This is a genomic window from Candidatus Methylomirabilota bacterium (genome assembly GCA_035764725.1).
Lineage (GTDB): Bacteria > Methylomirabilota > Methylomirabilia > Rokubacteriales > CSP1-6 > DASRWT01.
This window is the reverse complement of the sequence record DASTYT010000019.1, coordinates 39,482-65,056: the sequence shown is the minus strand read 5'-3', so window position 1 is coordinate 65,056 and position 25,575 is coordinate 39,482. Positions and strand designations below refer to the sequence as shown.

General features: G+C 68.1%; 21 protein-coding genes. 6 read left to right on the top strand and 15 right to left on the bottom strand.

Features of this window, described 5'->3' with window-relative positions; translation table 11 throughout:
- Positions 1 to 1,212 carry a sodium/glutamate symporter gene (gene gltS, locus VFX14_02695; protein ID HEU5188577.1) on the bottom strand — a complete coding sequence of 404 codons (1,212 nt, stop codon included), beginning with the start codon at positions 1,210 to 1,212 and terminating at the stop codon, positions 1 to 3.
- A 119-nt stretch (positions 1,213 to 1,331) separates the two neighbouring features.
- Between gltS and sulP the strand changes: the two genes are divergently transcribed.
- Positions 1,332 to 2,996, top strand: a complete 1,665-nt coding sequence (gene sulP / locus VFX14_02690) for a sulfate permease (GenBank protein HEU5188576.1) — start codon at positions 1,332 to 1,334, stop codon at positions 2,994 to 2,996.
- Positions 2,997 to 3,013: 17 nt separating this feature from the next.
- Here the strand turns inward: sulP and VFX14_02685 are convergent, their stop codons facing one another.
- The 8 genes from VFX14_02685 to VFX14_02650 all read right to left on the bottom strand — a co-directional run bounded on the left by VFX14_02685 (position 3,014) and on the right by VFX14_02650 (position 17,029).
- On the bottom strand, positions 3,014 to 3,922 hold the full coding sequence (locus tag VFX14_02685) for a polyphosphate kinase 2 family protein (GenBank protein HEU5188575.1): 909 nt from the start codon (positions 3,920 to 3,922) through the stop codon (positions 3,014 to 3,016).
- A gap of 5 nt (positions 3,923 to 3,927) precedes the next feature.
- Positions 3,928 to 5,538 carry a bifunctional aspartate transaminase/aspartate 4-decarboxylase gene (locus tag VFX14_02680; GenBank protein ID HEU5188574.1) on the bottom strand — a complete coding sequence of 537 codons (1,611 nt, stop codon included), beginning with the start codon at positions 5,536 to 5,538 and terminating at the stop codon, positions 3,928 to 3,930.
- Positions 5,539 to 5,563: 25 nt separating this feature from the next.
- Positions 5,564 to 7,258 carry an aspartate-alanine antiporter gene (gene aspT, locus VFX14_02675; GenBank protein ID HEU5188573.1) on the bottom strand — a complete coding sequence of 565 codons (1,695 nt, stop codon included), beginning with the start codon at positions 7,256 to 7,258 and terminating at the stop codon, positions 5,564 to 5,566.
- On the bottom strand, positions 7,251 to 10,025 hold the full coding sequence (locus VFX14_02670) for a decarboxylase (protein ID HEU5188572.1): 2,775 nt from the start codon (positions 10,023 to 10,025) through the stop codon (positions 7,251 to 7,253). The genes aspT and VFX14_02670 overlap by 8 nt, the downstream gene beginning before the upstream one ends.
- 33 nt (positions 10,026 to 10,058) lie before the next feature.
- Positions 10,059 to 11,378 carry an OprD family outer membrane porin gene (locus VFX14_02665; protein HEU5188571.1) on the bottom strand — a complete coding sequence of 440 codons (1,320 nt, stop codon included), beginning with the start codon at positions 11,376 to 11,378 and terminating at the stop codon, positions 10,059 to 10,061.
- A gap of 251 nt (positions 11,379 to 11,629) precedes the next feature.
- On the bottom strand, positions 11,630 to 12,826 hold the full coding sequence (locus tag VFX14_02660; GenBank protein HEU5188570.1) for a hypothetical protein: 1,197 nt from the start codon (positions 12,824 to 12,826) through the stop codon (positions 11,630 to 11,632).
- The gene (locus VFX14_02655; protein ID HEU5188569.1) at positions 12,823 to 14,301 is read right to left on the bottom strand and encodes an alpha-amylase family glycosyl hydrolase; all 1,479 of its coding nucleotides are present in this window, start codon (positions 14,299 to 14,301) and stop codon (positions 12,823 to 12,825) included. Before VFX14_02655 ends, VFX14_02660 begins: the two co-directional genes overlap by 4 nt.
- A 1-nt stretch (position 14,302) precedes the next feature.
- On the bottom strand, positions 14,303 to 17,029 hold the full coding sequence (locus tag VFX14_02650) for a glucosidase (protein HEU5188568.1): 2,727 nt from the start codon (positions 17,027 to 17,029) through the stop codon (positions 14,303 to 14,305).
- 111 nt (positions 17,030 to 17,140) lie between these two features.
- Here VFX14_02650 and VFX14_02645 point away from each other — a divergent pair, with 111 nt between their 5' ends.
- Positions 17,141 to 18,499 carry a cytochrome ubiquinol oxidase subunit I gene (locus VFX14_02645; GenBank protein HEU5188567.1) on the top strand — a complete coding sequence of 453 codons (1,359 nt, stop codon included), beginning with the start codon at positions 17,141 to 17,143 and terminating at the stop codon, positions 18,497 to 18,499.
- Positions 18,492 to 19,538: a cytochrome d ubiquinol oxidase subunit II gene (cydB, locus tag VFX14_02640; GenBank protein ID HEU5188566.1), complete on the top strand. Its 1,047-nt coding sequence runs from the start codon at positions 18,492 to 18,494 to the stop codon at positions 19,536 to 19,538. The genes VFX14_02645 and cydB overlap by 8 nt, the downstream gene beginning before the upstream one ends.
- Positions 19,539 to 19,583: 45 nt before the next feature.
- Here the strand turns inward: cydB and VFX14_02635 are convergent, their stop codons facing one another.
- Together VFX14_02635 and VFX14_02630 are read right to left on the bottom strand one after the other, a co-directional pair.
- Entirely contained in the window at positions 19,584 to 19,904 is a 321-nt protein-coding gene (locus tag VFX14_02635; GenBank protein ID HEU5188565.1) for a DUF411 domain-containing protein, read from the bottom strand.
- A gap of 150 nt (positions 19,905 to 20,054) precedes the next feature.
- Positions 20,055 to 20,690: a CGNR zinc finger domain-containing protein gene (locus tag VFX14_02630; GenBank protein ID HEU5188564.1), complete on the bottom strand. Its 636-nt coding sequence runs from the start codon at positions 20,688 to 20,690 to the stop codon at positions 20,055 to 20,057.
- A gap of 99 nt (positions 20,691 to 20,789) precedes the next feature.
- Here VFX14_02630 and VFX14_02625 point away from each other — a divergent pair, with 99 nt between their 5' ends.
- From VFX14_02625 to VFX14_02615, 3 genes are read left to right on the top strand one after another with little or no spacing between them, the layout of a single operon-like run.
- Entirely contained in the window at positions 20,790 to 21,980 is a 1,191-nt protein-coding gene (locus tag VFX14_02625) for a branched-chain amino acid ABC transporter substrate-binding protein (protein ID HEU5188563.1), read from the top strand.
- Positions 21,981 to 22,037: 57 nt separating this feature from the next.
- A complete protein-coding gene (locus VFX14_02620) occupies positions 22,038 to 22,256 on the top strand; it encodes a hypothetical protein (GenBank protein ID HEU5188562.1) in 219 nt (72 codons plus the stop codon).
- Entirely contained in the window at positions 22,257 to 22,559 is a 303-nt protein-coding gene (locus VFX14_02615) for a hypothetical protein (GenBank protein HEU5188561.1), read from the top strand. It begins immediately after the preceding gene.
- Positions 22,560 to 22,656: 97 nt separating this feature from the next.
- On the opposite strand, the gene VFX14_02610 is transcribed toward VFX14_02615, so the two are convergent.
- The 4 genes from VFX14_02610 to VFX14_02595 form a co-directional block, all read right to left on the bottom strand.
- The gene (locus tag VFX14_02610; protein ID HEU5188560.1) at positions 22,657 to 22,869 is read right to left on the bottom strand and encodes a hypothetical protein; all 213 of its coding nucleotides are present in this window, start codon (positions 22,867 to 22,869) and stop codon (positions 22,657 to 22,659) included.
- A 906-nt stretch (positions 22,870 to 23,775) separates the two neighbouring features.
- Positions 23,776 to 24,621 carry an alpha/beta hydrolase gene (locus VFX14_02605; protein HEU5188559.1) on the bottom strand — a complete coding sequence of 282 codons (846 nt, stop codon included), beginning with the start codon at positions 24,619 to 24,621 and terminating at the stop codon, positions 23,776 to 23,778.
- On the bottom strand, positions 24,621 to 25,115 hold the full coding sequence (locus VFX14_02600; protein HEU5188558.1) for a nitroreductase family protein: 495 nt from the start codon (positions 25,113 to 25,115) through the stop codon (positions 24,621 to 24,623). Before VFX14_02600 ends, VFX14_02605 begins: the two co-directional genes overlap by 1 nt.
- 19 nt (positions 25,116 to 25,134) lie before the next feature.
- Positions 25,135 to 25,560 carry a MaoC family dehydratase gene (locus VFX14_02595; protein ID HEU5188557.1) on the bottom strand — a complete coding sequence of 142 codons (426 nt, stop codon included), beginning with the start codon at positions 25,558 to 25,560 and terminating at the stop codon, positions 25,135 to 25,137.
- Between the last annotated feature and the right edge of the window lie 15 nt (positions 25,561 to 25,575).

Genomic DNA, 25,575 nt, shown 5'->3' with positions numbered 1-25,575 from the left:
CTAGAAGCCGAACATCGGCAGGGCGAGGTAGCCCTGGATGATGAAGGCGTTGGTGATGTCGATGAAGAACGCGCCGACCATGGGGACGATCAGGAACGCGAGCGGTGAGGGCCCGTGGCGGTCGGTCACCGACTTCATGATGGCGAGCGCGCACGCGGTGGACGACATCCCGAACCCGATCTGCCCGGCGGCCATGATCGCCGCGTCGTAGCTGCGTCCCATGACCCGGAACGTCACGAGCGCCGCGAAGAGGGCAATCGCCACGGTCTGGACGGCGAGCAGCACCAGGAGTGGCCCGGCGAGATTCACGAGGTCGAGTAGCCGCATCGTCATGAGGGCCATGACGAGGAACATGGACAGGGCGACGGTGCCCAGCGCATCCACCGTCGTGCCGCTCATCCGGAAGAGCCCCGTGGCGGTCGAAGCGTTCCGGACGACCACGCCCAGCAGGAGCGAGAACACGAAGTCGGGGAGGATGAAGCCCGTGCTCGCGACCAGCCCGGCCAGGAGCTTGCCGCCGGCCAGGCAGAGCAGGATGACGAACAGGGTGTTGAGGAGGGACGACGCGGTAATGGGATCGTCCTCGGCCTCGTCCGCCTTCCCGTCCGCGTCCGCGTCGGCGCCCGGCGCCGGCCCCGACAGCCGGTGGCGCTTGAGGAGGAGCTCCGCGAGCGGGCCGCCCAGAACGGCCCCGATGACGAGGCCCGCGGTGGCGCACGCCATCGTGAGCTCCATGATCCCCTGGAGGTTCATGGTCTCCCCGAGCCGTCCCGCGTAGGCCGCCCCGGTGCCGTGGCCGCCCACGAGGGTGATCGATCCCCCGAGCAGGCCCACCACCGGATGCATGTCCATGAGGCGGGCGGCGGTGACCCCGATGGCGTTCTGCGCCACGATGAGGACCACGCTGATCGCGAGGAAGATCAGGAGCCGCGGCCCGCCCTTCACGAGCATTCGCGCGTCGGCGGCGAGCCCCACCGTGGTGAAGAACATCAGCAGCAGGGTGTCGCGCAGGCCCAACCCGAAGCCCAGCCGGACGTGGAAGAACCCGTCGACGAGGGCCAGGAGCAGCGCCATCAGGCCGCCGCCGACGACGGGCGCCGGGATGTTCAGCCGCGCGAGCACGGCCACCCGGGACACGAGGAAGCGACCGATGAACAGCACCACGAGCGACACGAGGAGGGTCGAGATGAGATCGAACTCTATCGTGCGCACGCGGGCGCCCCCGATTGGCCGGCGTCGAGCGACATCGGCCGATCATACCGCCGAATCGCGCCACCGATTGGACCTTGGTCGTACTTCCCAAGGGGGTGACCAGGGTCCAGGCTGGACGCGTGAGCCGGTTCATGCCCGGGCTCCGGCAGCTCCTCCGGTATCGGCGCGAGTGGCTCCTCCTCGACGTGGTGGCGGGCCTCTCGGTCGCGGCGGTCGCCATCCCCACCGCGATCGCCTACGCGCAGCTCATCGGGTTCGAGCCGGTGGTGGGTCTCTACTCGGCCATCCTGCCTCTGCTGGCCTATGCGTTGTTCGGGACCTCCCGCCAGCTCATCATGAATCCCGACGCCGCCACCTGCGCGGTGGTCGGGGCCGCGGTGCTGCCGCTGGCAGACGGCGACCGCGAGATCCTGGTGGCGCTCTCGGTGACCCTGGCCGTGCTCACCGGGGCGATCTGCATCGGCGCCGGACTGCTCCGCCTGGGCTTCGTCGCGGACTTCCTTGCCAAGCCGATCCTGGTCGGCTTTCTCAATGGGGTCGCGATCACCATCTTCCTCGGCCAGATCGGGAAGGTGTTCGGCTTCTCCATGAAGGCGCACGGAGTGGTGCCCCGCCTGATCGAGCTCGTCCAGAAGCTGCCCGAGACGCACTGGCCCACGCTCGGCGTGGGCGCGGCGACGCTCGCCGTGCTCCTCGTGAGCCGACGTCTGTCGCCGCGCCTGCCCGCCCCACTGCTCGCCGTCGTCGCGGCGATCGTTCTCGTCTACGCTCTGGACCTCGAGCGTCGGGGGGTTGCGGTGGTCGGCGCGCTCCCGGCGGGCCTGCCCCACCTGCGCTGGCCGCGCTTCGACCTTGAGCTCCTGCCGACCCTGCTCGCGAGCGCGGCGGGGGTTGCGCTGATGAGCTTCAGCAGCGCGATGGTGACGGCGCGGAGCTTCGCCGCGCGCCATCGCTACGACCTCGACCCCGACCAGGAGCTCATCGCGCTCGGCGCCTGCCAGATCGCCGCCGGCGTGTCGCAGGGCTTTGCGGTGAGCGCGGCCGGCTCGCGCACCGCGGTGAACGACGCCATGGGCGGCAAGTCGCAGATGGTCGGACTGGTCGCGGCCGCCACCATGGCCGCCGTGCTCTTCTTCCTGACCGAGCCGCTCCGCTACCTGCCGCTCGCCGCCCTCGCCGCGGTGCTGTTCGTGGCGGCGCTCGGCCTCTTCGATGGCGCGGAAGTCGTCCGCATCTGGCGGGTACGGCGATCCGAGGGTGCCTTGGCCGTGCTCACGATGTTTGGCGTCATCTGGCTGGACGTGCTCGACGGGGTGCTGATCGCGGTGGCCTGTGCTCTCCTGCTCCTCGTCAAGCGCGCGTCGCGTCCGCGCGACGCGGTGCTGGGGCGCGTGCCGGGCATGGGGGGGTGGCACGACATCGCAGACTATCCGGAGGCTCACGTCGAGCCCGGCCTCGTGGTCTACCGCGTCAGCTCCGCGATCCTGTTCTTCAACGCAGGCTACGTCAAGAAGCGGATGATCGAGCTCGCCGAGACGAATCGCGACGCTCGATGGATCGTCCTCGACGGCGGCCCCATCAATCTTGTCGATCTCACCGGCGCGGACACGCTGGAGGCCCTCGCCGGCGAGCTGGCGGCCCGGGGTATCCGGCTTGGCCTCGCCAACGCGCGCCGCGGGGTCCGCGAGATGCTGGATCGGGCGGGAGTGCTCGAGCGCATCGGCGCCGACGCCGTGTTCCCCTCCCTCGACGCGGCCGCGGACGCCTTTCGCGCGAAGCGCTGACCGCCGAGCTCCCATCCTCACTCGCCGAGGAGGCTCCGCTTGGCCGCGGCCAGACTCTTGAGTTTGGCGTCGCTCACCTTGGGGTACGCGAGGTCGAGCGACTCCAGCGCCTCGATCACGGCCGCCGCCACCACGACCCGGGTGAACCACTTGTTGTCCGCAGGGACGACGTACCACGGCGCGCGCTTGGTCGCCGTGTTGCGGATCATGTCGTCGTAGGCCTCCATGTAGTCGTCCCAGTGCCCGCGCTCCTCGATGTCGCTCGCGGAGAATTTCCAGTTCTTTTCGGGCTCCTCGATTCGGCTGAGGAAGCGCTTGCGCTGCTCCTTCTTGGAGACGTTGAGGAAGAACTTTCGGACGATCACCCCGTTGCGAGTCAAGTAGCGCTCGAAGGCGCGGATGTCCTTGAAGCGCTCGTCCCAGATGTCCTTGGTGACCAGCGCGGGCGGCAGGTGCTGCTTGTCCAGCAGCTCCTTGTGCACGCGGACGACCAGCGTCTCCTCGTAGTAGCTCCGGTTGAAGATGCCGATGCGGCCACGCTCGGGCAGGCAGCGCATGCAGCGCCAGAGGAAATCGTGGTCGAGGTCCTCGGACGAGGGCGCCTTGAACGAGTAGACCTGGCAGCCCTGGGGGTTGACGCCGGACATCACGTGCTTGATCGCGCCATCCTTGCCCGCCGCGTCCATGGCCTGGAAGATGAGAAGCAGGGCGTAGCGGTCCTGGGCGTAGAGCATGTCCTGGAGCTCGGCGAGCAGCTCCACCCCGAGGGCCAGCGCCTCCTTCGCCTTCGGCTTGTCCTCCGACGAGAAGCCGAGGGTCTCGCCGGGGTCGTAGTCCTTGAGGCGGAAGTTGTCGTCGGTCACCCGGAAGGGCTTGGCGAGCTTGCGCGCGGTCTTGATCCGCTGCTTCCGCTCCCCTTTGGCCATTGGCCCTATTTCTTCGGGGCGCGCTTCGAGGCTTCGAAGGCGTCCCGATAGCCGCGCGCGATGGCCCGCACGCCGCGGCCGATGTCGTCGTACACGTCGTCGCCGAGGTTGGCCAGGGAGACGCGCAGCGACCAATCCGGCGCCTCGAAGCCGCCGCCGTTCAGGAGCACGATGCCCTGGGTCTCGGCGAGGCGGAAGGCCAGGTCGAGGGGATGAACATTCTTCTTCATCCACGCCACCGCGTCCTCACCGAGGTTCTTCCGCGCGAAAAACTCGAAGTCGATCAGCCCGTAGTACGCGTCGTAGAGGTCGCCCGGGCTGGCCTGGAGGCCCAGCCCCTCGAGGATGGCCTGGAACCGCCGGTGCACGATCTCCATGCAGGCCTTCTGATAGCGCTTCTCCACATCCATCAGCTCGGCCAGGGAGAACATGGTCATCATCACTTGCTGGGGCAGCGAGAGCCCGGCGGTGTGGTTGAGGGCGACGTCACGGCTATCCGCGACGATGCGGTCGATGAACTTGATCTTCCGCGGCTCGAGGGTGAGCGCGCCGTAGCGCTTGTCGAGTGCCTTCAGGGTCTCGCCGGTGTGCTTGGCGATCATCTTGTCGTAGATGTTGTCCTCGTGGAGCGCGATGACGCCCAGCCGCCAGCCCGTGCAGCCGAAGTACTTCGAGTAGGAGTAGACGCCCAGCGTGTTGTGCGGCAGCTCGCCGAGGAGCGAGCGGAAGCCCGGGACAAAGGTCCCGTAGACGTCATCGGTCAGGAGCATGAGGTCGGGGCGCTTCGTCTTGACGAGTTTCGCGATCTTGCCGATCGACTCCTTGCTGAGCGCCACCCCGGTGGGATTGCCGGGGTTGACGAGGAAGAAGGCCTTGACGTGCGGATCCTCGAGCTTCTTGAGCTCGGCGTCGGTCGGCTGGAAGCGGTTCTCCTGCGGCGACGCGACGTTGACCACCTTGAGCCCGTAGTCCTCGAGGTGGGTCATCTCGATGTACGGCGTGAAGATGGGCGTGCCCAGCGCGATGGTGTCGCCTGGCATGAGGAGGCGATTGGCCTTGAGCGACTTGAAGAGATAGCACATCGCCGCGGTGCCGCCCTCGACCGCGTAGAGGTCGAACTTGCCGGCGGGCCGCGGATTCCCGCACATCGCCCACATGAGGTACTCGTGCACGATGCGCTCGTTGTGGACGAGCATGCGGTCGGGCACGGGGTAGTTGTCGCCGATGATGGAATCCACGAGCTCGTGGACGAAGGCGTCCGCCTCGAACTTGAACGTTTTGACCGCGAACGCCACCATCTTGCCGAGGAAGGCGGCGCCGGGGGCGTCGGCATGCTTGGCGAGCCACCCCTCCATGCGCCCGGCGATGCCCTTGGCGGCCGGCATGCCGGCGATGCCGGCGGGATGTTCCATCACGCGCCGGCTCTCGGTGAGGGCGAACTGACCGAGGAGGAAGAAGCCCTCCCGCGGCTCGGTCGCGATCCAGTTCGGGTTGCCGCGGCCGGCGTTGAGGAACGCCGACTGCGTGGTCTTCGACGTCTTCTTGGCGAGCTTGATGAGCTCGTCCTTGATCTCGAACGGGCCCATCTTGTCGAACTGGGTGAGGTCGATGCTCATGGCTGTCTCCTAGCGGCCTTCGATGTCACGATAAGAGGATGATCAGCACCATGCCCCAGATCGTGAGGAGCGTGTTGCCGACGGCATAGGTCACGGTGTAGCCGAGCGCGGGGATCTGGCTCTGGGCCCGGTCGCAAACCAGGCCCAGGGACGCCGTCGTCGTCCGCGCGCCGGAGAGGATCCCCAGCAGGATCGCGTCGTGGAACCGGAAGATGTACTTGCCGATGAAGAGCCCGAGGATCAGCGGCACGGTGGTCGCCACCGCTCCCCAGAGGAACAGGCCGATGCCCTGGGTCTTGAGGCCGTTGACGAAGCCGGGGCCGGCCGAGATACCGACGATGGCGATGAAGATGTTGAGGCCGACGGAGTTCATGAACCAGACCGTGGATGACGGAATCCGCCCGAAGAACGGCCGGGTCGAGCGGAGCCAGCCGAACACGAGCCCCGCGATGAGCGCGCCGCCCGCGGTGGACAGCGTCAGCGGTACCCCCGCGACCTTCAGGACCAGCGCGCCGATCAGCGCGCCGACAGTGATGGCGGCGCCGATGAACGCGACGTCGGCCACGTCGGAGGGGCGATCGGGCACGCCCAGGACCTTGGCCGCGGCCGCAGTGTCCTGAGTGCGGCCGACGAGGGTGAGGATGTCGCCGCGATTGATCTTGGTGTTGGGCAGGATCGGGATCGAGGTTGCGACGGCGCCCCGCGCGATCCTCTGGAGGAACACGCTGCGCGCCATGGGAAGCTTGGCCAGCTCGGCGAGGCTCTTGCCGTCGACCTCCTTGCTGGTCACGTAGACGTCAACGCCCTCCACGGGCACGTTGAGCAGCTCGGGGTCGTCGACTTCCTGCGCGGCCTCCCCGATCACCTTCACGAGCACCTCGCGGGCGCCGGCGATCGCCACGATGTCGCCCTCGCGGATCACCGTGTCGGCCGCGGCGTCCTCGATGGTGCCGTTCGCCCGGCGGATGCGCTCGACGAAGACCCGGGCGTCCGGGACCATCGCCTCCGCCTCGACCGCCCTGAGTCCGACCGCCTTCCCGCCCGGCCGAACCCGGAAGGCGCGCAGCTCCCACTTGTGCCATGCCGAGCCAGCGCCGCCCATGGCGGCGGTGCCGCCCTGCATCTTCTCGTACTCCTTGCACGCCGCGACGAGATCCATGCGAACGAGCGCCGGGCAGACGAGGGCGATCACGATCGCCGAGCCCACCGTCCCGAACATGTAGGTCACGGCGTAGGCGATGGGCATCGAGTCGAGCAGCGCCTTGGCCTGCTCGGGGGGCAGGCCGAGCCGATTGATAGCATCGGTCGACAGCCCCATGGCCGCCGAGATCGTCTGCGATCCGGAGTAGAGCCCCGCCGCGTAACCGAGGTCATAGCCCGCCATCTTGGCGATCGCCACGGGAACGAGGAGACTGAAGAGGCACTGGACCACGGAGAAGAACGCCTGCGGCAGCCCGTCCTTGGCGACGCCGCGCACGAACTGCGGCCCCACGCCGTAGCCCACCGCGAACAGGAACATGAGGAACGCGAAGGCCTTGAGAGGCTGGTTGATGGTGATCCCGAGCTGGCCGATGATCACGCCGGCGAGCAGGGTGGCGGTCACCGAGCCGAGCCCGATGCCTTTGAACGTGAACTTGCCGAAGTAGTACCCGAGGCCGAGGGCGAGGAAGATCGCGATCTCCGGATACTGACGGAATGTCGCGGCGAGCCACTCAAGCATGGTTGCCTCCGTTCTTCTTGCGCGCGGCGAGGGCGTCCGGCTTGAGGAGCTTGAGACCCTGCGAGGCGTTGTACCCGTGGATCTCCTTTACGTCGAGCTTGCGCATGAACGTGATGGTTTCCTCGGTGATCACCTGGCCGGGCACCATGATGGGGAAGCCCGGCGGGTAGGGAATCACGAAGTTCGCGGACACCATCTCGGGCCCGCTCTTCAGCCGCTTGTCGATGTCCGGGCTGGCGAGCTTCACGAACTCGCAGTTGGCCTCGTCGTAGGCCATGAAGAACGCGGGGCGCACGTGGCCCTCGTTGCTCGCCCCCTTGGGGTTGTCGCGGAAGGTGTCCTGGAAGCGGCTGAAGTTCGGCAGGTCAGGCACGTCGGTCATGAGCGACTTCACGCGGGCCGCGAAGGCGGCCTGCTCCGGCGGGCCGCCCTGGGCGAGGCGCTGCTCAATCTCGCGCGAGAGATCTGCCAGCACCTTGATGATGAGGGCGGCGTCGCTCCGGGTATTGTTGATGTTGGTCTGGACCAGGATGCTGTTGCGCGAGGTCTTGTTGATCTGGATGTCGAACCGCTCGGCGAGCAGCCCCTTGAACTGGGTCCCGTCGAAGCCGCCCGAGCCGCAGATGATCGTGAGGCGCGTGGGGTCCAGGGCGAACTCATCGCCGTCCCAGGCCTCTATGGCCTGCCGCCAGGAGGAAGTGGGCGGGCCGTAGTCCCGGATGCCGGACGCGCGGAACTCCGCCGGCACCATCTCCTCCGGCGTCGCCACGTGGAAGTACTTCGAGATGAGGGGATGCGTGTTGATCTCCCGGCGGAGACGCAGGGCGAGCTCGGTCATCTTCATGGTGAGCTCGTACCCTTCCAGCTCCATCTGGCGCCGCGCCACGTCGAGGGAGGCGATGATCTGGAGGTTCGGCGAGGTGGAGGTGTGCGTGAGGAACGCCTCCTGGAACGGACCCTCCACGTGGTGGAAGTCCTCGTCCCACACCAGGATCATCGAGCCCTGCCGGAGCGCCGACATCGACTTGTGGGTGGAGTTCGTCTGGTAGACGCGAATGCGCACCTTGTCCGGATCGGGGAGCAGGTGCGTGTCGAGCAGCGACCGATCGTTGGGATCGAGCTTGCCATGCTTCGCGGCGAACGCCTTGTAGCGCTCGCGGTAGGCGGGATCGCGGTACCGCGCGGTGAGAATGGCCGCGGCGCCCATGGCGGTGCGCCGGCGGTGAAGCGGGTTGAAGCGCGCGAAGCCGAACCAGGCCTCGTCCCAGAGGAAGACGAGATCCGGCTTGATGGCAAGGCACTCCTCCATCACGCGCACGGGGTTGTACATGTGGCCGTCGAACGTGCAGTTGGTGAGATCCACTGCCCGGACCCGCGAGAGCGTGCCCTCGGCCTTGCAGGCGAGAAGGGCGGCCTTGATGGTCTTGAGCGGCACCGCGCCGTACATCGAGTACTGGGTGAGTGGATAGGCCTCCACGTAGTACGGCTGGGCGCCCGCGAGCACGAAGCCGTAGTGGTGCGATTTGTGGCAATTGCGGTCGACGATGACGATGTCACCGGGTCGGCAGACGGCCTGGACCACGATCTTGTTTGAGGTCGACGTGCCGTTGGTCGCGAGATAGGCCCGCTTGGCCCCGAAGGCCCGCGCCGCGAGATCCTGCGCCTTCTTGATGTTGCCGGTGGGTTCGAGCAGGCTGTCGAGGCCGCCGGTGGTCGCGGAGGATTCGGCCAGGAACAGATTCGTCCCGTAGAACTGGCCCATGTCGCGGATCCAGTTCGAGCGGAACACGGACTTCCCGCGCGCGATGGGCAGGGCGTGGAACGTTCCGATGGGCCGCTGGGCGTATTTCTTCAGGTTCGAGAAGTACGGCGTCTCGTAGCGGTCGCTGACCCCATCGAGGATGGAGAGATGGATCTCCATCAGCTCTTCGACCTGGTGGAACATGCGCCGGATGGGCGCGACCTCCGGGCTGCCCGCGAGATGCTCGACGGCCCGGTCGGTGAGGAGGTAGATGTCCAGCTCGGGGCGGTAGCCCTTGATCCGCTGGGCGAGGGCGGTCGCGAGGGCGCCGGGCTCGATGCTCGAGGGATCGACGCGGAGGTTGCGGGTGAGGAAGTCTCGCATGGCCGGCATGTCGTGGCGGGAGGCGAACTGGAAGCCGTCGAAGATCACGACGGCCTGCACGTTGGTGTTGAAGATCGCGCCGATAGCGGCGTCCTCGAAGCTGCCCACCTGGACCACCTCGTAGACGAAGGAGTCCTCGGGCCGCCGCAGCCGGCGCAGATCGGCGCGCGAGCGCTCCCAGCGGCTGGGATCATTCGGAGTGACGATCAGGACCTCGAAGTAGGGCTTGTGCGTCTCGCCGGGCTGGGTATCGGGCGGCAGCACGTCGGCGACCCGCGCGTCGGCCTCCTCCAGTGGATCCCAGGCCTTGGTGTCGTGGCGGTAGGTGCCGGTGACGAGGGCGGTCGAGATCTTGCCCGCCAGCCGGGCGAACACCGCGGCGTTCCGCTCTTTGAGCGCTTCCGCCATCGTCGCCATGAGGCGCGGGCCCGGATACGCCCAGTAGTCCTCGAGCGCGGAGAGTTCGGCGAGCACGCGCGAGGCATCACCGTGCGCGGAGTCGGCGGGCTGACCGCGCGAGACCGACGCCTCCCACGCGCGCCCGACCGCGCTCAGCTCGCGCCAACGGTCGAGCCGTGCTTCCGCCGCGGAGAAGAACTCCTGGAAGTCCTGAACCTTGCCTTCAGTCTCCGTCTTGGCCATGCCACTGCCCTCCACACCCGATACGCGGGTGATTCAGATCAGATCTCGCTCCCAGTTGATGATCAGTCGGAACTGATAGCCCGTCGCCCTCGCGTCTTGCTGCGTGTTGATCGCTCCGCGCGCCCGGAACCACACGCCCTGGAGAAACGCCGGCCACTTGAAGGGCGGGCGATAGTCCACGGTGAGGTCATACTCGCCCTGATCCGGGGCGTCTCTCCCCGTGGTGGGATTGATGGCGTCCTTACCCCAGACGAGGTTCATGTTCGCGCTCAAGCCCTTGGTGATGATGTTCGAGAAGTCGTAGGCGGCGCCGATGAGGAACGCCTTCTCGCCAGCCCGGTTGAAGTCCTGATCGATCATCGAGAGATAGCCCGGGAAGGAGCCCCAGGGGGTCTGGATGTTGTTGCCCTTGGCCGTGAAGGAGAACGCCCCGGTCAGGGTAAGGTCGCCGATGATGAACTGTGCACGCCCGCCGCCGTGCTGCGTGCTCCAGTGGCGACCGTCGGTCGTGGGCGCGAGCAGGGCGTCGCCGACGGCCCGCTGGTCGGTGAACTGCGCCCCGAGCCGAACCTTCATGGCGTCGAGCGGGATCTCGTAGACCGCCTCCGTGTAGATGGTGTTGAACGTGTTGACGCCGTAGTCGTTGTGGAGGTCGAAGCGGAGCCCCGGCAGGGGGGTAAGGCGCACGCCTCCGAACGCGACCCCTTCGTCGCTGTCCCTCGCGCCGGCCTGCTCGGACATGCTAATGAATTCATCCGCGTTCCTCGGCTTGATCTTGAAGAGATAGCCGCCGAGGTACTGGACCCAGCCGACCTTGCCGCCCACCGTGACGCCCTGGAAGGTGTTGGGCGTCATGCGGTTGTCCGCGGGATTGATATAGCCCTGGTCCACCTGCTGGCGATAGCCCTTGAGGATCACGTAGTCCTGGTATTTCAGCGCGCCCCAGGCCTCGCCGGGCACGTAGTAGCTCTCCTGGCTCGGCTTGAGCAGAAGCGTGCCGTCCCGATCCTCCGGCCCGTAGAGCTTGGCCGAGCCGTAAAGGGTGGCTCCCATCGCGAAGGTGTCGGCCAGCCAGCCCGACTGAAACGAGATCCAGCCTCCGGTCGCGAGCGCCTCGTTCTTCGAGTCGTCGGTCTTGTTGCGGTTGAAGTAGTAGGTGCGGAAATGCACCTTGAGGTCGCTGTCTTTCAGGAACGTGGGGAGCGGGCTTGCCTGGAGCTTCTTCTGCAGCGGATCGAAGAGCCGTTCGATCGGAGGTTCGTCCGGAGGGAACAGAGGGGGCGGCGGCGCATCCTCGGCGCACGCGGAAGACCAGACGGTGGTGGTGACGAGGAACGAGAGTCCGAACGTCAAGACGGCTCGTTGTCTCAATTTTGGCCTCCCGGGCTTCACTCATGAACCATGCCAGCGCCAAATCATTGATCCTTCGGACTTTTCGTTCCAGCGTGTCGAGGCGCGACAGCCCTAGTGGGGCGCCCGAGTCCCGATCCCGCCCTCGCGACTGACGAATCGTAGTCGCGGCCCTCGGGTGCCGCTATAGGACAAAGGTCCCACGGAGGATTCCCGGGCGGCGGCGCGCGCCGCGGTCGCGTCGTTCGGCCGGGCTAGAGGACCACTTGCAGCAGACGCCCGAGCAGCTCCTCCAGCGAGATCATCGTGAGGAGCAGCGGGGCCACGGGAAGGAGGGTAATCACCGCGAGCTGGACCACCGTGTTCCTGGTGAACGGCACCGGGCTCATGCCGCGCACGACCTCGAAGCTATTGGCGAGATCCGCCAGGGACTGGATGTCCGCGCTGCCGATCAGGGGCTCGCCCGCCGGCGCCCGCCCACGGAGCCACTTGTCGTCGAACTCCTGCACGTAGCGCCGGGCCAGCGTGCCGTACTCGCGCAGGCCGATACGCCGGGCCGTCGCCAGCTGGGGCGTGAAGAGGAGAAGGGGCCCCACCACGATGAGGAGGAGAAAGCCGACGACCGCCACCAGCTCGAGCTTGAAGTCGGGCAATGTCGCGCCCTGGAAGAAGATGCGGTTGGCGATGAAGCCGGCGAGCAGCGCCCCGTGAGCGGCGAGGAGCGGGGCGAAGGCGACGGCCGTGTTGGCCAAGAAGCCCAGGCCGCCCGAGCGGTCGGGGTGCGTGGGCACGAGCCGCAGCCGGCACCGCGCAACCTGCCCGAGAAAGCGGATCCAGATGAAGATCCGGAAATACCAGCGGAGCAGCATGAACTGGAACACAGGGATGCTCACGTACGCGAGCCACCACCCGGCCGGAGTGAGGCGGTAACCGCCGTCGGTCGGGAGCGAATACCAGGTCGCCGAGTGAAGGATGCCGTAGTGAGGCCAGAGGAAGACGACGCCGACATAGATGAACGCGATGAGCACCAGCTCCGTCAGCACGGAGTTCCGGATGCGCAGGGCGGAGGCGACCGCGGCGTCGAACTTCGCCCGGGATTCGGCGGCGATCAGGTCGCGCTCGAGGAATTGCCAAACCAGCGGGCGCATGCGCTGATGCACCACGAGCTCGGCGACGATGAGGAGGGGCAGGGCGAGCAGCAGTCGCGTGTGGACCTCGACGTCCATGAGGAACGGCACGCGGACCGCGCTACCCCACGCGCGCCCGGCCAGCGCCGCCAGGACGAACGGCGGGAGCCACACGAGCATCGCGGTGACGATGATGCGGCGGCGGACCAACTCGAGCGCGTCGCCGGAAAGGTGCGCCCGGCGGACGAGCTGATAGAGCGGCCCGCCCAGGACCACGGAGAAGTCGTAGGGGTCCGGGCGGGCCGAGGCATCCGCGGTCGTCATCGTGACGTGACCTCGAAGGCGTGATAGCCCCAGGCGGGCAGGTCGAGATAGAGACCGCGTGAGGCGAGCTCGTGCCCATCGCGATCGTAGCGGGCAGCGCTCAGCAGATCCTGGAGCCGGACGGAGCGGCCGGCCAGGTCTGGGTACGGCAGGAGGACATAGCACTGGGCCTGATTGCCCGAGTAGTTGACGGCGACGAGGCGCCGCTGGCCGCCCGGCCCCTCCCAGGACCAGACGATGAAGCCGTCCCAGGTCCAGTTTCCGTCCCATGCCGGTGCGCATTCGAGCAGGCGCCACTCGCCGTCACGCACGGTAGGCTGTGCGAGCACCGTCAGCAGCCGCAGGTAGAATTTCTGCCGGGCGTCGTCCAGGAGCTCGCGCGGGCCCCGAACCAGGTGCGGGGAGATCCGCTTCGCCCGGCCCTCGATCTGCCCCTGATGGAGGAACCGCAGCCCCGGGGACAGGAACGTGACGACGGCGGCGGCCTCGTGCATCGCGGGCGGGAACGTCGCGGCGGCGCGGGGCTCGTCGTGATTCTCCAGGAAGCGAGCCAGCTTCGCCTGGTAGTCGAGCCCGGCATGGAGATGCTCGCGCACGGGGCGCGCGTGGCCCTCGCGGAGGCGGTCGTAGAGCCGCTTGTCGTAGGCGTAGTCGAAGCCCTGCTGGAGCATCGTCCACTCGAGGTCCCAGTAGACCTCGGCCATGAAGCGGAAGCCGGGCGCCCGGTCGCGCACCCGCCTCGTCACCTCGGGCCAGAAGGACAGCGCCCGACGGCCCCAGGTCCGCTCGAAGACGTCGGGCAGGACGAGCATGGCCATGTCGCAGCGCACGCCGTCGCACTGCTGGCAGATCCTCGACAGCTCGCCGGCCATCGCCGCCTGGGTAGCGGGACTGCTGTAGTCAAGCTGTAACGTGTCCGGCCACCCGGAAAAATACGGATCGCGGCCGTGGGCCAGCACGCGCTCGCCGTACTTTCCCTTGACCCAGACATAGTTCTGCGGCGCCCGCGCGCGTTCGGTCTCGGAGCCGGGCACGTAGTATTCGGGGTGGTCGTCCACCCAGGGGTGGTCGAGACCCGTGTGATTGGGGACGAAGTCGAGCATCAGCCGGAGGCCTCGCTCGCGCAGGCGCTTGCGTACCCGCGCCAGCGCCGCGTCGCCCCCCAGCGCCGCGGCCACCGTGTAGCCCGTGATCGCAAATCCCGACCCCCCGATGTCCTCCTCCCGAAGATCGGGGAGCGTCTCCTCGAACTCCCGGCGCCACTCGGGATTGGCGCGCGAGATTCGGCGGCCCGCCTCTCCCGTTTGCCACACGCTGAGCAGCCACACCCAGTCGAATCCCATCGCAGCCACGCGGTCCAGCTCGGCGTCCGGGATGTCGTCGAGCGTGGCCGCACGCCCCAGCACGCGCGCCCGCTCGGTGAGCCAGACGCGCGTGTTGACCTGATAGAGCGAAGGGTAGAGCGGCTCGCCCACGTCAGCGTCCTCGGTTGCGCGCCGCTTCGGCGAGGGCGGCAGCCTTCAGCGGATCCAGCTCCATGGCCCCCGCGGCCTTGCCGAACTCGAGGAATTCTTCGGCCGAGCTCGTGGCGAAGAGATGCATGCCTCTCGCGACGACGCCGGTCCAGCCGGTCTGGTGGCTCGCGCCCAGGCCGGCCCCGTTGTCCCCGTGGAAGTACTCGTAGAACTGCAGATAGTCCCGCCAGTGGGGGTCCTCCTGGAACTTCTTCGCACCTCCGTACACCGGTCGCCGCCCGTCCTTGTCCCGCAGGAAGATGCTGCTGAGCCGGCGCGCGATCTCCTCGGCGACCTGATAGAGCGTCATTCGCCGGCCGCTGCCGGTGGGGCACTCGATGGTGAACTCGTCGCCGTAGTACATGTAGTACTGGAGCAGGGCCCGGATGATCAGCGCGTTCACGGGCATCCAGATGGGCCCACGCCAGTTGGAGTTGCCGCCGAACATGCCGCTGTCGGACTCCGCGGGCAGATACGACACGCGGTACTCCTGGCCGCTCACGTGGAAGACGTACGGGTGGTCCTGGTGGTGCCGGGACACCGCCCGGATGCCGTAGGGGCTCAAGAACTCCTTCTCGTCGAGCATCGTGGCCAGAATCCGGCGGAGGCGGGCCTCGTTCAGCACCGCGGCGAGCCGCCGGCCCTTGTGTCCGAGCTTGACCGGATCGTGGATGAAGCCCCGTAGCTCCTGGCGCCCTTCGAGGAATCGGCCGAGGCGCTCGCGCATCTCCGGAAATTGCTCAAGCACCCGCCCGTCGAAGACGGTGACGGCGCACATGGGGAGCAGCCCCACCATGGAGCGCACTTTCAGCCGCTCGGCCCGGCCGTCGGGCAGCCGGAGCACGTCGTAGAAGAACCCGTCCTCCTCGTCCCACATCCCCACCCCTTCGCCGGCGCGCATCAGGGCGACCCCGATCCAGAGGAAATGCTCGACGAACTTGAGGGCCATGTCCGCATAGACGGGCCGGTGCATCGTCAGCTCGGCCGCGATCTCGACCATGTTCTGGCAGAAGAGCGCCATCCACGCGGTGCCGTCGGCCTGCTCGAGATAGCCTCCGGTGGGGAGCGGCGCGCTGCGGTCGAATACCCCAATATTGTCCAGGCCCAGGAACCCGCCCTCGAAGGCATTGTTGCCGGCGCGGTCCTTGCGATTCACCCACCAGGTGAAGTTCAGCGCCAGCTTTTGGAAGGCGCGCTCGAGCCACTCGAGATCCCCCTGGCCACGCCGCACGCGCTCGAGGGTGTACGTGAAGATGGTGGACCAGGCATGCACGGGAGGGTTGACATCGCCGAAGTTCCACTCGTAGGCAGGGATCTGCCCGCTGGGATGGAGGTAGGGCTCCTGCAGCATCAGGTCGAGCTGATGCTTGCCGAAGTCCTCGTCCACCAAGGTGAGGGCGAGCACGTGGAAGGCCAGGTCCCACGCCGCATACCAGGGGTATTCCCACTTGTCCGGCATCGAGATGATGTCGGCGTTGTACACGTGATGCCAGTGCTCGTTTCGTGGGGCGGCACGCCGGTGTGGCTTGAAGGGGTCGGCCCCGCGCTCCTCGAGCCAGCGGTCGACGTCGTAGTAGTAGAACTGCTTCGACCAGAGCATGCCGGCCAGGGCCTGACGCATCACGTTGGCGGCGTCGGCATCCAGCGTCTTCGGGATGACGGTGGCGTAGAAGGCGTCCGCCTCCTCGCGGCGCGCGCGCATCACGGCATCGAAGTCCGCGAAGGGAGTAGCCACGGAGGCATCGTGCAGGCGAAGACGCAGTGTCCGCGACTGTCCGCCCCCCACCGTGATCTGGTAGTGGGCGGCCGCTTTGGTGCCCTCCTGCTGGGGATTCACCGCCTCCAGCCGGCCGTGAACGATGCAGGTGTCGATGCCGTCCTTGACGAACGGCGTGCGGTTGGGCGCGTTGAAGAGCCGCTCCGTGTTCGTCTCGTTTTCGGTGAAGAGCAGCGGCGGCGCGCCGTCGCAGGAGAGGCGCCGAGCGCCGAGGGTGGCGTGGGTGGCGCCGATCGCCCCAGGGGCGTCCTGCCGGAGCAGGGGCCGTGTCGCGTCTCGGCCCCAGGACCATGTGTTGCGGAACCACAGCGTCGGCAGGACGTGCAGCGCCGCCGCCTCCGGCCCGCGGTTTTCCACGGTGATCTGGACGAGGATGTCGTCGGGCGAGGCCTTGGCGTACTCGACGAAGATGTCGAAGTACCGGTCCTGATTGAACACGCCGGTGTCGAGCAGCTCGTACTCCATGGCGAGCCGGCCGCGTGTCCGGTTCGTCTCGACGAGATCCGAGTAGGGATACGCGGCCTGCGGGTACTTGTAGAGATACTTCATGTACGAGTGGGTCGGGGTGGAGTCAAGGTAGAAGTAGTACTCCTTGACGTCCTCGCCGTGATTCCCCTCGCTGTTGGTCAGCCCGAACAGCCGCTCCTTGAGGATCGGGTCCCTGCCGTTCCAGAGGGCCAGGGCGAAGCACAGGGTCTGCTGATCGTCGGAGATGCCGGCGAGGCCGTCCTCGCCCCACCGATACGCGCGCGACCGCGCCTGGTCGTGGCTGAAGTAGTTCCACGCGTCTCCGGAGTCGCTGTAGTCCTCGCGCACCGTGCCCCACTGCCGCTCGGAGAGATACGGCCCCCACTTGCGCCACGGCACGTTTCGGGTTCGGGCTTGCTCCAAGCGATCCAGCTCAGCGGTCATGGCTCACCTCGCGTCGAGAGGTTGGGTATCCCGATGCTATTACCTGCCACCTGGCATGTCGAGGGGAGTGGACCAAGGTCTGATACGATCCCCCCGGGGGAGGGTGACGGGATGGATGACGCGCTCGTCTTTCATCGCCTGCAGTTCGCGTTCACCATCGTCTACCACTATCTCTTCCCGCAGCTCACCATGGGGCTGGCCCTTCTCATCGTGATCATGAAGGCGCTGGGCCTCCGCCAAGGCGGCGAGCGCTGGAACGACGCGGCGCGCTTCTGGATCCGCATCTTCGGGATCAACTTCGCGGTCGGCGTCGTCACCGGCATCCCCATGGAGTTCCAGTTCGGCACGAACTGGGCGAAGTTCAGCCGCCACGCGGGCAGCGTGATCGGCCAGACTCTAGCGATGGAGGGGCTCTTCGCGTTCTTTCTCGAGTCGAGCTTCCTCTTCCTCCTGGTCTGGGGCGAGCGGCGGCTCTCGAAGATCGGCCACTTCCTCGCCGCGGTCGCGCTCTTTCTCGGGAGCTGGCTCTCGGGCTACTTCATCATCGCGACCAATGCCTTCATGCAGTACCCGGTGGGCCACGCGGTGGCCGCCGACGGGACGCTGCGCCTCGTGGACTTCTGGGCGTTCGTGCTGAGCCCGTGGGCGATCGTGCAGTACGCCCACAACATGGTCGCCGCCGTCGTGACCGGCGCGTTCGTGATGGCCGCCGTCGGCGCCTACTACACGCTGACCCGACGCCATCTGCCCACCGCCGGTCTCTTCCTTCGCCTCGGCGTGACGGCCGCGCTCGTGGCCAGCGTGCTCGTGACGGTGACCGGCGACCGGCAGGCCAAGCTGGTGGCGCGCCATCAGCCAGTGGCGCTCGCCGCCATGGAGGGGCGTTTCGAGAGTGGCGCGCACGCGGGGCTCAACGTCATCGGCCAGCCGAACGTGTCCGCGCGCCGGCTGGACAATCCCGTCGTGATTCCCTGGGTGCTCTCGTTCCTCGCCTTCGGCACCTTCCAGGCCCCGGTCCAGGGCCTGGACGCCTTCCCGCGTGACGACTGGCCCGACAACATCGAGCTGCTCTACTACTCGTTCCACATCATGGCGGGCCTGGGCACCATTCTCACCGCGATCGCCTTCGTCGCCGTCCTGCTCTGGTGGGCGGGGCGCCTCGAGCGGAGCCGCCCCATGCTGTGGATCCTCATGCTCGCCTTCCCGCTCCCCTACATCGCCAACACCGTCGGGTGGATGACCGCCGAGCTCGGCCGTCAGCCCTGGCTCATCTTCGGCGTCTTCCGCACCGCGCAGGGCGCGAGCCCCACCGTCCATGCGGGGACCGTGCTCTTCACCCTGATCGGCTTCTGCGGCCTCTATCTCGCCCTCGGCATCCTGTTCCTGTTCCTGATCGGGCGCGAGATCGCCCATGGCCCGGCGCCGCTGTCACCGGCCGGGCGCGGCCACGTGGAGCCCGTGCATGCTTGAGACCTGGTACGTCATCGCTGCGCTGATGTTTGCGATCTACGTGGCGCTCGACGGCTTCGACCTGGGGGCGGGCATCGTCTCGCCCTTCGTGGCGCGGAGCGACCCCGAGCGGCGTCAAGTGCTGGCGGCCATCGGCCCGTACTGGGACGGCAATGAGGTGTGGCTGCTCGCGGCGGGCGGCGCGCTGTTCGTGGCGTTCCCACGGGTGCTCGCCTCCGGCATCTCGGGCTTCTACTTCGCGATCTTCCTCCTGCTCTGGTGCCTGCTCGGGCGCGGCATCGCCATCGAATTCCGGAGTCACGTGGTCGAGCCCCTGTGGCGCGCCGCCTGGGACTTCGTCTTCGCGGCGGCCAGCACCCTGCTCGCGGTGTTCTTCGGCGCCGCGTTCGGCAATCTCATGCGCGGTGTCTCCCTGGATCGCGACGGGTGGTTCGCGCTGCCGCTCTTCACCGACTGGAGCGCGCGCGACCCCGTGGGGATCCTCGACTGGTACACGGTCCTGACCGGGGTGTTCGCTCTGCTGGCCCTCGGGGCCCATGGCGCGACGTTCCTCGCCTGGAAGACCGACGGGCCGGTGCACGACCGCAGCCGCCGGGCGGCGCGGCGACTCTGGATCGCGGTGGCGGTGCTCTGGCCCGTGGTGACCGCGGCGAGTCACGTGGTGAATTCCTCGCTGTTTCCGGGCATGGGCCGCCGCTGGCTCGCCATCGCCGCCGCGCTCTTCGCGATTGCCGGCATCGTGGCCGTCTTCGTCCGCCTCGCGCGGGGCGGCGACTTCGGAGCCTTCCTCGGCTCGTGCGCGTTCCTGCTCGGCATCATCGGGGCCAGCGCCGCCTCGTACTTCCCGGTGATGCTGCGCGCGACCGGAGGCGACGCGCTGTCCCTCACCGCCTACACGGGCGGCGGCGACGAGGCGGGGCTCAGGATCGCGCTGCGCTGGTTCCTCGTCGGAGCGCCGCTCGCGTTGATCTATCTGGGTGTCGTGATCTGGCTGCATCGCGGCAAGGCGGTTGCCGCCGCGGAGGGCGAAGGGTACTAGGCAGCCGGACCGGCGGCCCGAGCGCGGCCGCCCCTCGCTCACGCCTCAGCGCGTGGCGAAGACGGTCGTGCGTCCCCCGCGGTCGAACGCGAAGACCTGATACCGCTCGGGTTTGACGCCGGGCGTTTCCATGCCGGGCGAGCCCACCGGCATGCCGGGCACGGCGAGGCCGGCGATCTTCGGCCGCTCGCGCAGGAGGCGGTCGATCAGGTCGGCGGCCACGTGGCCCTCGATCACGTAGCCCTCGACGAGCGCGGTGTGACAGGACTCGAGCGCCGTCGGCACCCCGAGACGGCGCTTCACCGGGGCGAGGTCGTCCTCGGGCCGCTCGGTCACCGCAAAGCCGTGCTCGCGCAGGTGGACCACCCACGCGGTGCAGCAGCCTCAGGTGGGCGAGCGATGGACGGTGATCGTCGTCTTGGCGGCGGCGCGCGCTGGGGCGCCCGCGAGGGCGGCGCCGGCGAAGAGCAGGCCGAGGAGGAGCTTGCGTCGTGATGTCATGCCGGTCTCCCTTGATCAGCGTCCCGTCCGGCGGCGGTAGCGCCGGACCTTGTCACGATTGCCGCACACCTGCATCGCGCACCAGCGGCGGCTGCGGTTCCGGGTGGCGTCGACGAAGAGCCAGCCGCAGTCGGGCGCGGCGCACTTCCGCACGTGGGCCAGCTCGGGTGCGGCGAAGAGCCGCATCGCCGACCAGATCACCGGCCAGAACATCAGTCGCTCGACGCTCGCCGAGGGCCGCCGTGCGGCTGGCACATCGGCGGTCAGGGCGCCTCCGCGCGCCCGCACCCGGGTCCCCCGCAGGAGGCCGGCGCAGCCCGCATAGAGGCGGGCCGCGTCGGCGCCGTCGGCATGGGCGCCGTCCGCCACCGCCGAGAACGTGCGGTAGAGGGTCTCGCGGAGGCTCCGGGCCTCGCGGAGCAGGGCGGCCCCCGCGCCGCCCCGGCGCCCGCTGGCCCGGAGGCGGGCGGCCTGGGCGGGGCCGACGAGGTGAGCCTTTTCCCCCCAGCGGATCAGGTCGTCGAAGTGGTGCAGGCGCTCGTGGGGCGCCGCGCTCGGCCGCCAGCTCTTCGTGTTGGCGAAATCGAGGCAGAGGCAGCCGCTGGCGAAGTGGAAGACCACGGGGTCGGCGGCCGCCGTCCTGGCTGGCATGGGCGCTTGACTACTTACCACGAGCGGGGCATCCTTGGGCCGCTAACCATTAAAAGCCGTTTTGGTAGTGTCAGAGAAAACATCAAAAGGAGACGCCGCATGCCTAAACTCCGCCGCATGCTCCTCGGAGCGCTGCCGCTCCTGGTCCTCGCGCTGGCCGCCGGTCCCGTGGCCGCCCAGGGCAAGGGCACGATCAAGATCGCCAGCCAGAGCCCGCTGTCCGGCGGTCAGTCATCGCTGGGCGAGGGCATCAAGCTGGGCACTCAGCTCGCCATCGAGCAGCAGTCCAAGGCCCTCGAAGGGATGGGCTTCAAGGTTGCCCTGGTACCCTTCGACGACCAGGCCAAGCCCGATGTGGGTGTGGCCAACTCGAAGAACCTCGTCACCGATCCCGAGATCCTCGCGGTGATCGGCCACCTCAACTCCGGCGTGGCGATCCCGTCGTCCGAGATCTACCGTGACGCCAAGCTCGCCATGGTCTCGCCCGCCAACACCAATCCCATCATCACCGAGCGGAACTATCCCACGGTGAGCCGGGTGTGCGGCCGCGACGACGTGCAGGGCGTGGTGGGCGCGGAACATGCCAAGAGTCTCAAGGTGAAGTCGGTGTTCATCATCCACGACAAGACCACCTACGGGCAGGCGGTGGCGGAGTTCTTCCGCGACCACGCCAAGAAGCTCGGCATCGAGGTGGTGGGGTTCGAGGGCACCGAGGAGAAGTCGAACTTCGACCCGATCCTCACCGGCGTCAAGGCGCGCCGGCCCGACATGCTCTACTTCGGCGGCATCTACGATCAGGGCGCGCCGCTCTTCAAGCAGGCGGCGGAGAAGGGCATCAAGGCCACGTTCATGGGGCCGGACGGCATGGACTCCTCCGATACCGCCAAGATCGGCGGCAAGGCCGTGGTCGGCATGTACTACACGTCGGCCTCCGCGCCGGCCAGCCTCTATCCGCGCGGCAAGGACTTCGTGAAGGACTACAAAGCCAAGTTCGGCAAGGCCCCCGAGCCCTACGCGGCGGAGAGCTATGACGCGACGGTGGTGGCGCTCAAGGCCATCGAGAGCGCAGCCAAGGCGGCGGGCGGTAAGGCGCCTACGCGCGAGGCGGTCTCCGCGGCCGTACGCACGGTGAAGCTCGACGGCATCACCGGCCACATCGAGCTCGACGGCAAGGGCGATCGGAAGAAGGCGAGCTACTTCGTGCTGCAAGTCGGCTCGGACGACCCGGCCAAGTGGGGCGAGAACAAGCTGATCAAGCGCCTCGGGATCGACCCGCCCAGCGGCAAGTAGCAAGGAGTGGCAGGGGGCCCTCCGCCGTTCCATACTGCCGGTAAGGAGGGCTCCCTCATGAAGACCGACGGCGTTCTCGTTCGGGCGAGCTACCGGGTGGGCCGGCGTCTGTTCGGCCAGGTCCCCACTCCCCAGAAGCTGATGGCCGAGCGGCCCGCGATGATGCTCGGCCTCGGCGGGCTCTGGACCGCCATCGAGTACGGCGGCACGCTGGACCGCGAGCTCCGCGCGCTGCTCCAGCTCCACGTGGCCACCGTCTACGGCGTGCCCTACTGAATGGACATCCGCCACGCCGTGGGCGTGAAGGCGGGGATCCCCGAGGCCAAGCTGGATGCGCTCGGGGAGTACGCGACGAGCCCCTGGTTCAGCGCGCGTGAGCGCGCGGCGCTGGCCTTCGCGGAGGAGGTCGTGCGCGACGATCGCGCGGTCACCGACGCCGGCGAGGCGCGCCTCGCCGAGCACTTCACGAAGGCGGAGCGGCTCGAGCTGACCTTCGTGATCGGCTATCAGGTCTTCGCCAGCAAGTTCGCGAAGGCCTACCGCCTGGAGCCGCAGGGCTTTTCGACGCCGGTGGCCTGACGCGGACTTGGAGTTTCTCACTCACTCATGACCCGGCTTCGCGAAGAGGGTGGTCGCGCGCCGGCCGGGCTAGGGGCCGGCCCGCGTATAGTAACGGCTACTGCTTGCGGAGCGTGACCCGGGCCGGCAGGACGCCGTTGAGCGTGCCGGTCATCTGATTCCCCTCCACCTTCAATGTGCCGGTGGCGTCCGGTCCCGTGATCGTGAGGTTGTTGCCGGACATGGTGGCATTGAAGAACCCCGCCCGCCCGCGGTGAGGCCCGGACACCGTCTCCACGGTCCCCTTCACCTGGCTGCCGTCCTGTGTCATGTTCAGGACGATCTCCCCGTTCCCGGCAGTCGCGGGCTCGAAGACCCAGCTACCCGCCCAGCGGCCCGTGACATTGCTGGCGGGCGCTGCGCTCGGCGGCGCTGTGCTCGCCGTGCCCGACGCGCATGCCCCCATGGTTAGAGCCAATACAGTCAATAGCATTCCCGTCGAGAGATTGCGCATAGTCGTTTCCTCCTTGCGAGGACGCTATGCCGGGCGCGCAACGCGGAGAAATAGGACCTAAGGCCTACGTCTGGGTCGAGAAGGCTTCACTGCTCACCCGCGTGAACGGTGTTGCCGCCGAGAAGGAACCAGGCACGACTTCACCCGGGTGAGGGGGGCGATGGGCGACCGGACTTTCGCTCACGGCCGCCGCGACGCGTATTTTCCGGGCTGGCCCAACACGCTCCAGCTCGACTACGGCACCCCGGCCACGCAGGAAGTGATGATCGGCGAGCTCGTGAAGATCGCCGGACAGTGCGACGGGGTGCGCTGTGACATTGGCAGTGCTCGTCCTGCCCTAAGTCTTCGAGCGGACCTCGGGGTGCCGCGCGCTCCTGACCTGCCCCGGGCTCCAGAGCGCCGCCGCTGCGGACGGGCCTCGCACGAGTGCAATTTTGCCCGCCACGCAGATCACGCTTGTCGCAGCGGGCTTGGAATGAGCCCTGGGGGGCGACTTGCCCCTAGGGGCGGTGCTTCAAGGAGGTGGTGTTGGGTTGCGGGCATATGCTGGGCCCGGCGTCTTTTGAGGGCTACGGGCCTTGGGGGGTGCCGGTCCCAGTGCGGGTTCAGAGTCATATTTGGGAGTGCCATGGCGTCCTCCGTAACGATGGCGCCGCCGTAAGTCCGCATAGTGGCGCGTCCGGTAACTGTTTATCTCATTCCAGGTGCATCCTCCGCGACGCACTAGCTAGCTCGGCGCCAGCCGGCCCAGCGGCCGCCCTCGACCGCCGCGAGGAACTCGGCCACGTGGATGTTGAAGAGGCCGGGCTCCTCGATGTTCGGCGTGTGCCCGCACGCGGGGAACACCACGAGCCCCGCGTGCGGGATCAACGCCCGCATCATCAGCGAGGGCTCCACGCAGGGCGCGTCCTGGTCGCCCACCATGATGAAGGTGGGCACGCGGAGCGCACGCAACGGGGCCTCCAGCTCGCCTACCGTCTTGCGCTTGGACATGACCTCGCGGGCCAGGTGCGCGCAGGCCTGCGCGTCGTGCTCGGAGGCCTGGCGCGCGAACTCGGCGAAGCCGCGCGGGTCCTTGGCCTTGAAGCTGGCGCGCGTGGCGAGGGTCTCGAAGCCACGGACCCGATGCGCCTGACCCTCGCGCTCGAGCCCCGCCGCCGTCTCCGCCTGACCCTTCAGGAACTGCTCGCGGTTGACCGAGCCCGCCCCGGCCCCCACCATGATGAGGCTCCGCAGCATCTCCGGGTGCGCGAGCGCGTAGTCGCGCGCCACGTTGGCGCCCATGGAGCAGCCGCCGAGGTGCACGGGCGCCCCGCCCAGGTGCGTGAGCAGGCGGTGGAGATCGCCCACGAGCAGATCCTGCGAATAGGACGCGGCGCCCCTGGGTACGGTGGAGGGCGGATACCCACGATGGTTGTAGGTGATGACACGGTGCCGCCGGGAGAAGTAGCGCACCTGCGGCTCCCACGAGCGGTGGTCGCCTCCGAACTCGTGGCTCCACACGAGCGGGGTGCCGGTGCCCGTCTCCTCGTAGTAGAGCTCGACGTCGCCCAGCTTTGCGGTCGGCATCACCAGGTCTCCCAGTGCACCAGCTCGGTGAGGGGCTTGCGGCGGCGCGCGACCGACGGCGGCGCGGCCGCGCGCGCCGGGTCCACGTAGCCGAAGGCAATGACCCTATTGATCACCACGCCAGGCGGAGTGCGGAGGAGGCGCGCCACCGCGGCCTCGGGCAGTTGGGCGGGGCACGAGCCGATGCCCTCCGCCCATGCCGCCACCATCATGTTCTGCGCGCAGCGCCCGGCGTCGAACTGATGCTCCTCCGTCTGCGCGATGACGATGGTGGCCGCGGAGCGCCCGATGAACTTGGCGTAGGGGCTCAGCGCGGCGAGGGCCTCGAGGCCGGCGCGCTCGCGCACGACGACCAGGCGGTTGGGCTCGCTGTTCTTGCTGCTGCCGGTCATGCGCGCGGCCTGGAGGACGCGGCGCAGCGCTTCTTCGGGGATGGGGCGGAGGAGAAAGAAGCGCTGGTCGCGCTTGTCCACAACGGCGCGGTAGGCGTCCATGGCCGCTTGGGTCCTCGGGTCAGGCCGCCGGCCGGCGCCGGCGCACGAGGTACTTCTGCTCTCCCTCGAGGCAGAGCTCGCGGTGCTGATTGTGCAGGGTCGAGCGCACGGTGATGACGCCGGTGGTGCGGCCGGGGGTGAGGGCGGTGATCGTGAGCATCGGGTAGACAGTGTCGCCGGAGTAGACGGGCTTGAGGAAGCGCGAAGACTGCTCGATGAAGCCGACGAGGGACTCGCCGATCACGTGCGGGAAGATGCCCGCGCCCGCCGCCGTCTGGGCCAGCACCTGGAAGCCATGGGCGAGGAGTCCCGGATGGCCCTGGCGGCGGCAGTACTCGATGTCGTAGTGGATCGGGTGATTGTCGCCGGACACCGCCTGGAAGGCGGCGAAGTTGGCGTCGGTGAGGGTGCGCGAGGGGAGGTAGAACTGCTCGCCGACCTTCATGTCCTCGAAGTAGCG